The organism is Protofrankia sp. Cas8 (genome assembly GCF_963555845.1).
In the GTDB taxonomy this organism is placed as follows: domain Bacteria; phylum Actinomycetota; class Actinomycetes; order Frankiales; family Frankiaceae; genus Protofrankia.
On sequence record NZ_CAUVXI010000163.1, the window covers coordinates 1 to 12,758 of the forward strand.

Consider the following 12,758-nt stretch of genomic DNA (forward strand, 5'->3'; position numbering starts at 1 on the left):
CTGGCCGTGCCACTCAATTTGGTTGCGTTCTATCCAGTAATGCGACTGGCAGGAGAAGCTCCAGTTACCGATCGACGGGCTTAGCGAGATTGATCTGCCGTCGAACATCAGCTTCCAACGTCCTGGGGCGAGTGGCGTGTTCACCTCGTTCCCGTACCCGCAGCAATACTGGTGGGTCACGGTTGCGTACGGAATGGAGACGTAGACAACCCCTGGGACTAGCTGTTCAGGTATGTACTCGACGAACTCGTGGCGGACCTCGAGCAGTTTCGTCAAGCCACGTCCTCATTGATCACGGTGTTGCCGTTGATGGCGTACAGGCTGTGATGCTCGCGTTCCAGGTCTAGGTAGAAGCCCGCGAGCTTCTTCCACTTGATCACTGCCAGGGCCGCGTTGAGCGGGGACTGTCTGACGTTCGGTGTAAGAGTCATGACAGTTGGTGATGATGTCAGTTGGTGGTCGTGGGGGTCAGGCGCCCCTCGAAGGTGATCGCCAGCGCGTTCAATGCGGGCTTCCACCTGATCACCCACCGGGCCCTACCGCGGCCGGTGGGGTCGAGAGATCGCGTGACGAGGTAAAGGCATTTCAAGGCGGCGTCCTCGGTCGGGAAATGACCCCGGGCGCGGACAGCCCGCCGGTAACGAGAATTCAACGACTCGATCGCGTTCGTCGTGCAGATCACCTTCCTTATCTCCACGTCGTAGTCGAGGAAGGGAATGAATTCCTCCCAGGCGTTCCGCCAGAGACGGACGATCGCGGGATAGCGGACGCCCCAGGTTTCGGTGAACTCGGCGAAACGGGCCTCGGCCGCTGACACCGACGGCGCCGTGTAGACCGGCTTCAGATCCTTGGCGATTTTCTCCCAGTCGTGCCGTCCAGCATAGCGGAACGTATTGCGGAGTAGGTGAATGACACACGCCTGCACCGTCACCAGCGGCCACACCGCCGTAATGGCGTCAGGGAGGCCTTTTCAGCCCGTCGCACACGGCGATACACACGTCTTCCACACCCCGGTTCTTGATCTCGGCCAGGACGGTCATCCAGAACTTGGCGCCCTCGTTGCCGTCGCCGGCCCACAGCCCCAGCACGTCCCGCTCGCCGTGCACGGTGACCCCGAGGACGGCGTAGACCGGCCGGTTCACGACCTGCCCGTCGCGGACCTTGACCACAATCGCGTCAATGAAAATCACCGGGTAGACCCGGTCGAGCGGCCGATTACGCCACTCGGTCATCTCCGCCACGACCTTGTCTGTGATCCGGGAAATCGTGTCCTTGCTCACCGTCGCGCCGTAGACCTCGGCGAAGTGCGCGGCGATTTCCCCGCTCGTCAACCCCCGCGCCGTCAACGACAAAACTATCTGGTCGATACCATCCAGCCGTCGCTGCCTTTTCCGCACGATGACCGGCTCGAAACTGGCGTCACGGTCCCGCGGTACCTCAATCTCAACCGGGCCGATCTCCGTCAGCACGGTCTTCGTCCGCGTCCCGTTCCGGGAATTACCGCCGTTACGACCCTCCGGGTCGTGCTTTTCATACCCGAGGTGCTCGCTCATCTCCGCTTCCAGAGCGGTTTCGAGCACCGTCTTCGTCAGCCCGGTCAAAAGCCCAGCCGGTCCCACGAGGTCAACGCCCTCGGCGCGGGCCTTCGCGACCAGTTCCACTGCGAGCTGCTGTTGATCAATCCGAGTCGGCATGGGCTCGATCATGTCGGCCATGATCCGTCCTTCCCGCCAGGCCACGCCTGGCGCGACAGGTCAGACCACTTACACCGGCGGCCGGACAGTCCCGCGCACGGAGCTGGCGGATCTGCTCGCCACCTTGACGCCGTCCGTCGATCCCACGTCTCCGGAACGGCATGTGTTGCCATGACCGCTTGATTCCGCCCGGTATTTCGCCTGTCTCGCAAAGTACCGGGTCCATGGCTCTTGGCGACGTTCCCCTGAGGTCCCGGCTGTCGGGCCGCTAAAGGTCTCTGCCGATGACCCGTAGCGCCGCAGGCGACGGCTTCGGGTGCTCGAGGGGTACGCACCCTTCGGGTGGCCGTTTCCGCGCAAAATGTTCATGATCTTGTGGTCAGTGCTCGGATGCGATCGATCCGTCAGGGTTGATGCCGAACCGCCACAGTTGCTCCGCGTCCTTCCTCCGCCCACGCTCGGCGAGCAGGTCCGGAAATCGGTTTGCGGCGAACCAATCGCCTTCGTCCACGCGGGCCCGCAGCCCATCAACATCGCCGTGCTCGGCGAGCAGGTTAATGAGCCAGGCGGCGGCGACTACGTTGCCGCCGCCGGCGAGCAGCTGTAGCACCTCGATGGCCCCGTCGAAGTCGCCGCGCTCAAGCAAGAGGCGGACCAGACGGTCAGCGGCGAAGGAGTTACCGCTTTCGGCGGCCGACCGCAATGCTTGGACGTCGCCGCGCTCGGCTAGTAGGTCCGCCAGCTTGCAGTTGGCGCTGCCGAACGCGTCCTCGTCGGTATCCCAGTGGTCGGTGTCGGCGGACCCTTGAAGCAGGGCCGTTCGCAATACCTCGATGGCTGTCTCGACGTCGCGGCGCTCGACCAAGATGTCGGCCAACTGGACCGCGGCGTGCGTGTCGCCCCCGTCGGCGCCTACATGTAGCGCCCCGATGGCTCCCTCTACGTCGCCTTGCTCGGCCAACCGGCCGGCGGCGTGCCAGTCTCCAGAATTGGCCCGTGTCCGTAGCCCGTCGAGGTCACCGGCGTCTACCAGGAGGTCGGCCAGCCTGGTCGCGGCGTACCAATCGCCCGCGTCGGCCCGTTCCCGTAGCTCGTCGATGTTGCCGCTTGCGACCAGCAAGTCGGCCAGCCTGCGGCCGATGTGCTCGTACTCGTCGGAGCGCCAGTTGTCGGCGTGCGGGCGGAGCACGTTCAGCGCTGCGTCGGTGTCGCCGCGCTCGACGAGGAGGTCCGCCAGCCAGACGGCGGCAATCCAGTCGGTGTCGCCGTGCGTCCATAGCATCTCAGTGGCCTCGTCGATGTTGCCCTGGTCGGCAAGCAGGCTCGCCAGCTGGACGGCGGACTGGGCGCTGGCATCGGCTTGCGCGCCTAGAATTTTGATCGTTCCTTCGGTGTCTCCGAGTTCGGTGAGCAGGTCGGCCAAACGGTTGGCGGCGTGCCAGTCGCCGGTGTCCGTCCGGGCGCGCAACGCGTCGATGTCGCCGCGCTCGACGAGGAGGTCCGCCAGCTTGCTGGCGGCGTGCCAGTCTTGGGCGTCGGCCCGAGCGCGCAACGCGTCGACATCGCCACGCTCGACGAGGAGGTCGTCCAGCTCTCGGGCGGCTTGTTCGTTTCCGGCTTCGGCGTGCGCGCGCAGGACCTTAACGGCCCCGTCGGCGTCTCCGCACTGCTTCAGGAGTGCGGCCAGACGGCAAGCCAGAAAACTCGCAGAGTCGCCCAGGCTGGGGTCGCTATGGGCGCGCAATGCCTCGGCAGCCCCGTCGGTGTCGCCACGGCGGCGCAGAAGGTCAGCCAGCCGGTAGATGGCCACCCACTCACCTGCGTCCAAGGCACGACGGTAAAGGGGGATGGCGTAGCGGAAAAGCAGCCGTCTCTCGGCGCTCCCAGCAAGGCCAAGGGCGTCGGCGTCGGTGACGTAAGCGAGAAGGGCGTCCCACAGCGAGGCAGGCGCCCGGTGAGCGCGGCGGGTGATGCGTGCGTGTTGTTCGAGGTAGTCGGCCAGCCGGTAGGTGGTCGGACCGGCGCTAGGTTGGCGAGGGCGAATGCGGGTGAGCATTCCACGGGCGCCCTTGCAGCGCGCGGTGGCGTCGCCGAGCGCCTGGTCGAACCAGTCGTCGTCGACGGCGTCCCACTCCTGGTCGCTGAGGTAACCGGGCGCGGCCGATTCCAGCAAGGCTTCCGGCAGCGCGAGGCCGTGGCCGAGGCGACGGGCGTCCATGGCAGCCTCGACCAACGCCCTGGCTGCGGGTGGGACATTGTGATACCGCTCAAGCAGCGCAGGTGCAGCCGCGAGGTACTGGGCTACCTGTCCCTGCTCCGCATGGGTCAGAGCCTCGGCCAGCCGCGGATCGCTCTCGGCTGCGACGCGGAGAGCGTCGAGCGCGGTGGCGCCAAAGACGCCAGGGACCGTGATGGCGGTACCGGCGAGCAGGGCGCGGGCCTGCGCGTGCGGGTCCGGCTGCCCGGTCGCGGGCACGGCGGTCAGGGCCGACCAGTCTTCGCGCCAGACGGTGGCCAACACAAGAACAGGCCGGCGGCCCTGATCGCGGAGAAGGCCGCGTAGCCCCGCGGCTACCCGTTCGCCGACCTCGGGGGCGGGCGTGCGTAGGTAGTGGTGGGCCTCGTTGAGCCACACCACGGTCCTCGGGCAGACCCGAGGCAGTCCCGCGAGCAGAGCCTCGGGCCTGCCGGGATTGATCGGGTGCCACAGCCGCCAGCCTGCCGGCAAGGACGTCACCGCCTCCCAACAGGCGCGGGTCTTGCCGGTAGACGACTCGCCGACCAGCACCGCGACCGCGCTGGTCCCGCCCAGGGCCCGCCGGACGACATCGCGTAGCTGCTCGTCGTGATCGCGCGGCACATAGGCCGGGAGTGCCGACAGCCCCGCCGCCCGTGCTCCGGCGTCGATCGCCTCATGCACCTCGAAGTCGAACGGGTTGTCTAGCCGTTCCACCGGCTGACCAGGGCCGACAGGCGATCGTCCTTCCGTGGCCTGAGCCGCTCCGGACGTCGCCCCAGGAAACCGCGACGCGGTCAGTGGGCGCTCTGGCCGGTCAGCCAGGGGAAAATCTGGTGGGGTCGCCGGTCTGGCGTCACCGGCAATGACGTGCCCGATCTCCTCGATCAGCCGCACACGTGCCTCGGCAGCGGACAGACCGAACAGGTCCACGGACACCAGGGGCCCGAACATCCCCGGCGGGTGAGACTCGTCGATGCGTACCGGCACCAGCCGGCCCTCCACGCCGCGCGTGTCCAACGTGTACGCAGCCGTCCACTCCACCGACCCACGCTCAAGATCGGTGTACGACGCAGACAACAACACGATCATGCGCCGGGCACCCGCCGCGCCTCGATGCACCCCGAGCTGCTCGTTGGATCCCGGCACGAAGTCCCACGCCCGCACCAGCACCCGGAATCCGGCCTGTTCTAGCTGCCAGGCCACCCACTCCGCCCACGCCCGGTCCGCCTCGGCATAGGACACGAAGAAGTCCCAGCACGTCCCGTCGACCACACCCCCCGCACCGACCACGCCCTGATCGTCCCACCATCCGCCCGAACGCCAGGGGATAGAGCTGGTTGGACGAATCGTGACGTCGCGGCGGGACGATGGCGGCCGTGCCACGGCGGAACCAGTGGGCCGAGGTCGAGGCATGCCAGCGTGGCCTGCGGTGCCAGGTAGTGCGGACGGCCTGGTCCCGATGGTGCAGTGGCTGGAGTGATTCGGCAGCAAGGTCGTCGGCAGAGATGATGGCAGCCCGAGGGCCTCTGCTGCGACGACCACGATGACGCCACCATCGGCACGATTCCGTCCTCGCCGCTCACCGACCCGGTGGAATTGGCCTCATCAGATCGATCACTGGTACAGGCCGCCCGCGCGGGCCGAACGGAGGAGGTCGGCCTCGCTCAACCCCGTTGCGCGAGTGTCGCTGCCCGATGCCATCCTGGCTAGATGGCACAGTCCGCCGGCACAGTCGCGGCCCATGCAGCCGGCCAGCCCCGCGAAATCACTGCGGTCACCCGCCGGGACGTCTTTGACTTCCTTCGGGAAGAAGCTGGGCCGTGGTGGGGGCGCCTGCACGAGATCGCCTTTCTCGAACAGCTCTACGACTTGGACGCGCTGCCCTCAACCGATCCCCGCCATGCCACCGCCGCCGAGGACATCGTCCGGCACCGGGTCGCAAACTTCGACTGGGACGATGACTGGGTCTTCGACGACCCGCGCTTCCAGCTCGCCGACGGACCCGACCAGGTGCTGCTTGACTTCCTCGCCCGGATGGCGCACCCGCTGGTTCAGCCGGACACTGAGCAAGCGATAAAGCTCATTACCCGTCTGAATAGCCTGCTGGCACCCGACGGCTGGAAGCTACGCACCGACGGGCTCATTTCCGGTCGGCCTGTCTACGCAGCGGCCCGTACCCCGGACGGCCCGGGACGCATGCTCCGCCTGAAGATCGAAGACGACGACGCCGGCGAGCTTGACCTCGTCCTCGGCCAAGCCTGCCACCTACTCGGCGAGAGCGGCGACGCCCTCACCCAAGGCCTCGTCACGGCCGCTACCCTGACACTCCGCCACGACGGTGGCTACTTCCACCCGACCCCAGGGGACAACTGGATGGACGCCAGCTATGAAGCCGTCCTGACGGCAGACCCCCGGCTCACGGTGGAGTTCAGCGCCGAGGTCACCAGCCGCATCTGGCGCGCACTGAGCACAGTGCTCTTGCACCACGGCCGCGAGGATGTCTTCTCACTCGTGATCGAGCCCGCTTCCCCGCCGTTGCCCACCATCGCAGCCGACTGGCGCGCGCAAGCAGCCCAGACCATCAGGCAAGCGCCCAGCAACCAGGCGAGGCGCGAGCGCACGGAGGGAGGCGACTATCCGTCAGATGACGGCCTCGTATTTGCCAGCCGAGCCGAGCTTGCGGTCTACCAGATCCTCAAGGACCTTCAGCACGAGTCCACGCACCACAACACCTTCGCCGTGCTGCCACTGCCCAGCGCCAGGCTCCGTGACTCAGGGGTGCGCACGCCTGACTTCGTCGTCGTCGGCAACGGCCGCGCCGCGATCATCGAGGTCGACGGCCCCCATCACTACGGCACAACCCGAAAGGCCGACGACCATACCCGCGACCGGCACTGGGAGCGGTGCGGCGTTCACACCATCCGCATCCCCAGCGAGTATGCCAACGACTCCACGTCACTCAAGGAGCTACTCCGTGAGGACCTCAAGCGGCGGCTCTGGACGAGCTAGGCCATACGCTCCCGGTCCCGTGTGCCCAAGGAGCTTGCTCTCGGCTATCAGGGGCGGGCAACGGTCCCCGGCAGGTAGCGCTTGCATGCCGTCGCGACGGCCCGCGAGTATGAGCTGGAACAGCAGCGGTTCCGTGGGTCTGCTCGCCTGCTTGTCATCGGCGAGCGCGCCGCCGAGTACCGTTCGCGAGTGACCCGATCCACGGCTCATGCTGCGGCAGATAGCTTCCGCGACCCGTTCCCCGGTCATCTCCCCGGCTACCTCGCCGAGAACGAACGGACCTCGCCGGGCAGGCCTGACGAGAACTCGTACAACCAGTTCCTCATGAAGCCATGGCAGGCGCTGCTCGACAGCGAGGCCTCCCGCGACGAGAGCCTGCTCCAGGCGTTCTTGGAACGGCATCCCTCGCTGCTGCCCGGCTCACACTTCGTGGACGGCGATTCCGGGCATGCCCCGCTCCCGGTCGCGGTGATCGCCAAGCCGAAGCTGCCCGGCCTCAGTGACCGGGAACCGGACTTTATGTGACTCTCGCCACCGATAGCTCGTCGCTGTACCCGGTCCTGATTGAGATCGAGACCCCGCACAAGGTCTGGTTCTACGGCGGTCGCGCGGAGAGATCCACAGCAACTTCACCCACGGGCACGGCCAGCTAGCGGAGTGGCGAGCATGGTTCGGCCGGGGCCATAACCGCACCGCGTTCCTGGAGTACTACGACGTCCCGCCCATGCTGGCCCGCCGCCAGCTCGCGCCCCGCTACGTGCTCATCCATGGCCGCCGCGACAACTTCGAGTCCGTCCCCCGCAGGCGCGAGAAACGCGCCGAACTCGCCCGGCCCGACGAGCGGCTGATGTCCTTCGACCGGCTCACTCCCGCCAAGAACAGCGTCCTGTACTCCACCGTGCGCAAGGGGCAAGACGGCTACCGGGTCACCTCGGTCCCGCCCAGCCTCACCCTCTTCAACACCGGAAAAGACTACCGGCTGATCTCCGGGTGGGCCAGCGTACTCGACGAATGCCCCGTGGCTATGCCCACGAGAACCGACCCCGACCGGGGAAGACTTCCGCGCCTTCCTCGACCGCGACGTCCGCATCGTTCTCGACGCTCGCATCGCCGGCGAATCCGGACCAACCGGTTCTGGTCGTCCACCGGTGCGCGCCCGCCGCCGCCGCGGCGGCCATGCCGACGACGCGTTCGCGCTTGCCGCTGGCACCATCCCCCCGACCCCCGCGCGCCCTGGCCGACAGACGACCAGCCAGCGCTGCCCGCAGACCCGACGGCCCGCCGCACACCCTCGACACTAGGTCGGCGCCGTGCGAGTTGATCGCGGATGCCAGGGCGATGGACGTCAACGTCGCCCGGCTGCGCGCCGCGGTCGCGGGGCTCGCCGACCGAGCGTCTCTTCAGGGGGACTACGGTCGCACGGTAGGCACTCCCCGACGATCAGGACGTCGATTCGTAAGACGCCGAGGCGCTGGAGGCGGAGGCTGACGACGCCGGTGTCGTCGGCGCATCTAGAGTTTCAGCTCAGATCGCACCGTTCCGTCCTCCTGGTATCGCCGACTTGCGAGACTCCGTGACTCAACTTCCTGAGATCAACTGGCAGCAGCTCCGCGGCAAGGCGCCGTCGGGCTCGCGACGTGATGGGTTCGAGGAACTCGCCAGCCAGTTGATGATCTCTGGTGGTCTCGTGACGTGGCCACCTGGCACCGCCTTCAGCGCCTTCGGGAACCCGGATGGTGGTCGGGAAGGGCGTGGTGAACTTCCCGGCGGCGCAGTGTGGGCATGGCAGGCGAAGTACCTGTTCAAACTCGACAGCGAGGAGTTCCAGCAGATCACCGAGTCGATAGACCGAGTCCTGGAGACCGAGCCCACGCTTGAGCGGTACTACGTGTTGCTGCCTTATAACCTTCCGGCGGGCGACACGCAGAAGACGACGAGTGCGTGGACCAAATGGAATGGGTACGTCGCAAAGTGGCAGGCCAAAGCTGAGGCGGCTGGCCGGAACGTGACGTTCGAGTACATCGGTGAAACTCAGCTTAACGCCTGCCTGCTCCAGCCGTCCCAGGTGGGACGGCTGCGCTATTGGTTCGACCTCGACGCCTTCTCTGAAGATCGGTTCCGTTCGATCGCGGCGCGAGCTGAGGCCGACGCGGGCGGCCGGTACACTCCCGAGCTGAACGTCGAGCTGCCGATCGCCGCTGTCTTCGATGGCCTGGCCCGGACGCCTGCCTTCGAGTACGACATCCGGACGGCGCTCGCGGCACTCCGCAAAGCCCGCGGCACCTACGGTCTGTCGACCCCTGAAGAACGGCCTGAGCTGTTCGCGCCAGCGATTTCGACGCTCGACGAGTGCCTCAACCGCCTTGAGGAAGCGGTAGCCGACGCGATCGCGCAGGCCTGCCGGCCCGACGGCGTGCTGCCTAATCTTGTGCCCCTCATTGAGGCGACCGAGGCGCTCTTGGATGGCGTCGCCGACCTGCTCCGGCAGCACTGTATGCGCGACCGGTACTACACCGGCAACGCAGGCAGCCTCTACCACCAGATTTCGGCCATTGAATCCGCGATCTCGGGCTTGAACGAGCTGCGCGCCGGTCGGGCCTGGCGAAGCTTCGACCAGTCAGCCATTCTGGTGACCGGCACCGGCGGAGCCGGAAAGACCCACCTGCTCTGCGACCTGGCCAAGACCCGCACCGCGAACAACCAGCCGACGATCATCGGGCTCGGCGAGCAGTTCGAACGGGGACCGATCGAGACCGACCTCGGCAGGATCACCGGATTCAGCAGCCCGGCCGGCCAACTGCTCGCCACCTTCGAAGCAGCCTGCCAGACCGCGGGCAAGATCGGGCTGGTCATCATCGACGGGCTGAACGAACCAGCTGACCGGAGCTTGTGGAACAGGTACCTGCACAGCTTCCTCAACGAGGCCGCCAGGTACCGTCACATCCGGCTCGTGCTCTCGTGCCGGACCGAATTCCTCGCCGATACCTTGTCCAACGTCCTGCGAGAGCGACTGCGCACGTGCGAGCACACCGGGTTCGAAGAGGTCTCCCGCGACGCGATTCGCCAGTTCCTCGACTGGTACGGCATCGAGCGGCCGTCGTTTCCGGTGCTGGACCCGGAGTTCACCAACCCCCTGTTCCTCAAACTCGTCTGCACCACGCTGCAGACGCGAGGCGATCGCCGCTTCCCGCGTAGCGGGGTCGGGACATCGTGGATCTACGACAGCTTCCTCGACGCGATCGATGACCGCCTCGCGGTCCCGGAGCGCTGCGACTACGACCGAAGCAGCGCGCTGGTCCGTCGAGCTGTCGAGCAGATCGCCATCGCGATGTACACCAACGGTCGTAGGCTGCCGAGGCTCGATGTCGAACAGCTCACAGCGTCGCTACTGCCGGCCCGCGCGTGGAGCCGCGGTCTGCTCAGCGGCCTGCTGAAGGAAGCGATCCTGTCCGACCTCGCGATCGACGGCGTCAGCTACATCAGATTCGGGTACGAACGACTCGGCGACATCGCACTGGCCAAGCTCATCGCGGCCGACGGCCTCGACACGCTGGCCGAGCGGACCGCCCCCATGGCGCAGCAGTGGTACCGCAACGGCGGCGTCCTGCAGGCCCTCGCCTCCGTGGTTCCCGAGACGCACGGCGTCGAGCTGATCGACGTCATGTCGATCCCAACCAGTGAGTATCACCCAGCCGCCCACACCGACTTTCTGCTCAGCATTGCGTGGCGCAGGCCCGACGCGCTGACAGACCGGACAGCGGAAGTCCTCGTCGCACTCCGGGCCAACCCCGACTTCACCGACGCGGCCAACAACGCGCTGCTTCAGGTCGCCACTGTCCCGGAGCACCGGTTGAACGCGCAGTGGCTGCATGGTCAGCTCGATGGCTTGACGCTGCCGGGCCGCGACGTCACCTGGTCACACTTCTGCGACTGGCAGGACGACATCGGTGGCCACCTACCGAACCTCATCAACTGGGCCTGGTCGGATGCCAGCACCGCAGCCACCGACGACACCCGCCACCTGGCGGCGCTCACCCTCAGCTGGGCGCTGGGCGCCTCGCACCGGCCGACCCGCGACAACGCCACCAAAGCGATCATCGCGTTGTTGGAGCCCGCTCCCCACCTGTTCCAGCCGATCCTGCAACGCTTCGTCAACTGTGGCGACCACGCCATCGAGGAACGCCTGCTGGCCGTGGGCTGCGGCATCGCCCAGCGCACATGCGACCCAGACGTCGCCGTCACTGTCGCCGTGGCGATACACGACCACACCGTCGGCCGCGACTACTGGCCGCAGAACTACCTCAGCCGCGACTACGCACGCCGGGCAATCGACGCGGCGCTGGAACACGGCTGGCTACCGAGAACCAGTGACCTCACCGCTCGCGTGCGACCGCCGCACACGACAGACTGGATTCCGCCCGAACGGTCGAAGGCGGAGATCGAGGAGCTTTCCGGCCCGTCAAACTACAGGTACAGTGCCGTCAGTCACGTTGTGATGTCTGACTTCGACGACTTCCGCAAATACGTCATTGACTCGGTGGTGCGTGACTTCCAGCTGGAGAACGAGGTCGACGCTGACTACCTCGGCCGCATCATATTCGATCAGGTGCTGCGCCTTGGGTGGACACCCGAACGTTTCGGCGCCATCGACCGGAACCTGCCGCGCACCAGCTCGGCTGACGGCAAGCAACACGAAGGATACGCCCGGAAGTACATCTGGACAGTGTTCAAGCAGCTGGTCGGGCGCATGACCGACCGGTTCGCCCTCAACCCGAGCCGCCGCGACGACGGGCGAACCGAATACCAGACGCCGTTGGACGTGTACGGGCACGACATCGATCCGACGATGCTGCAACGCCGGACCGAGAATCGGGTCTACGAGGACACCCCGCCAACCTGGTTCGCGCCGGCTGCAGCGACGTTCCCCGACGAACTCGATGACACCTGGGCGACGCACGACGAGCACAGCCCACCCGTCGACCGCCTACTCGCGTGCACCGATGAGGCCGGCAAACGGTGGCTGGTGCTGGAAGGCCACTACCAATGGTCGCAACCGCAGCACCCGGAGGAGGCGGCCGCCGACGCGCCGCACCACGCCACCTGGATGCAAATCCGCGCATACCTCATCAACGCAGCCGACGTAGATGCCTGGACGTCGTGGGCCGAAGGTAAAGACTGGCACGGCCGGTGGATGCCTGAATCGGGAAGCCCGACCGGCCTGCTACTCGCCGACCACCCGTACAAGTCGGACTGGCCGAATCTGGAGGGACACGACCGAACCGCCTACCGGGAAATACAGCCGCCCAGGCCCCTTGTTGTCACGACGACCCGGTACGGTGGCGTTGCGAACGACTGGGATCAATCCGACAGCAGGCATCTGCACACATTCCTGCCGTCTACAGCGTTCTGCAAGGCGCTGGACCTGCAACGAATCGACGACTTCCGATGGGGGCGTGGAGACGTGCCCACGGTGGAGAGTTTCTCGGCCCGGGAGACGGGGCCTGACACGGTCCACGTCTCCGTCGAGACGCTCCGCGCCGGGCTGGCCAGCAACGGACAGTATCTGCTTTGGACAGTGCTGGCCGAGAAAGACACCGTGACCCTTAACTACAACTGGCCCGATGACGGTCAGCCAGTTTTCCGCAGCTACTCGGCGTCGTACCTGTTCGACGGTGTCCAGATCCGGCTGCTGGACGCAAACGCCCGTACGCTGCACGCCGGCGGAAGCACGTCGGCCGCAACTGCCTGGAATCTGCCTCCGGAAATCCTGGTCTGATTACGCATAACTGATTTTCTGGACGGTAAAGCGACCAGCC

General features: G+C 66.5%; 6 protein-coding genes and 3 pseudogenes. 4 read left to right on the plus strand and 5 right to left on the minus strand.

Features of this window, described 5'->3' with window-relative positions; all coding sequences use genetic code 11:
- The 4 genes and pseudogenes from U9977_RS19880 to U9977_RS19895 form a co-directional block, all read right to left on the minus strand.
- On the minus strand, window positions 1-276 hold a 276-nt coding region (locus tag U9977_RS19880), incomplete at its 3' end, for a DUF6527 family protein (protein ID WP_322750795.1).
- Window positions 273-398, minus strand: a pseudogene (locus U9977_RS19885) (ThiF family adenylyltransferase); the annotation flags it as partial. The gene U9977_RS19880 and the pseudogene U9977_RS19885, both read right to left, overlap by 4 nt.
- 50 nt (window positions 399-448) lie before the next feature.
- Window positions 449-1,715, minus strand: a pseudogene (locus tag U9977_RS19890) (IS256 family transposase).
- Between the two features lie 358 nt (window positions 1,716-2,073).
- A complete protein-coding gene (locus U9977_RS19895; protein ID WP_322750797.1) occupies window positions 2,074-5,223 on the minus strand; it encodes a TIR domain-containing protein in 3,150 nt (1,049 codons plus the stop codon).
- A 420-nt stretch (window positions 5,224-5,643) separates the two neighbouring features.
- On the opposite strand from U9977_RS19895, the gene U9977_RS19900 reads away from it, so the two are divergent.
- The 3 genes and pseudogenes from U9977_RS19900 to U9977_RS27125 form a co-directional block, all read left to right on the plus strand.
- The gene (locus tag U9977_RS19900) at window positions 5,644-6,942 is read left to right on the plus strand and encodes a hypothetical protein (RefSeq protein WP_322750798.1); all 1,299 of its coding nucleotides are present in this window, start codon (window positions 5,644-5,646) and stop codon (window positions 6,940-6,942) included.
- Window positions 6,943-7,023: 81 nt separating this feature from the next.
- Window positions 7,024-7,467, plus strand: coding sequence for a hypothetical protein (locus U9977_RS19905; RefSeq protein WP_322750799.1), 444 nt, complete (start codon window positions 7,024-7,026; stop codon window positions 7,465-7,467).
- A gap of 64 nt (window positions 7,468-7,531) precedes the next feature.
- Window positions 7,532-7,795, plus strand: a pseudogene (locus tag U9977_RS27125) (hypothetical protein); the annotation flags it as partial.
- Between the two features lie 169 nt (window positions 7,796-7,964).
- Here the strand turns inward: U9977_RS27125 and U9977_RS19910 are convergent.
- A complete protein-coding gene (locus U9977_RS19910; protein ID WP_322750800.1) occupies window positions 7,965-8,291 on the minus strand; it encodes a hypothetical protein in 327 nt (108 codons plus the stop codon).
- 224 nt (window positions 8,292-8,515) lie between these two features.
- Here U9977_RS19910 and U9977_RS19915 point away from each other — a divergent pair, with 224 nt between their 5' ends.
- Window positions 8,516-12,718, plus strand: a complete 4,203-nt coding sequence (locus U9977_RS19915; protein WP_322750801.1) for a hypothetical protein — start codon at window positions 8,516-8,518, stop codon at window positions 12,716-12,718.
- Window positions 12,719-12,758: the final 40 nt, after the last annotated feature.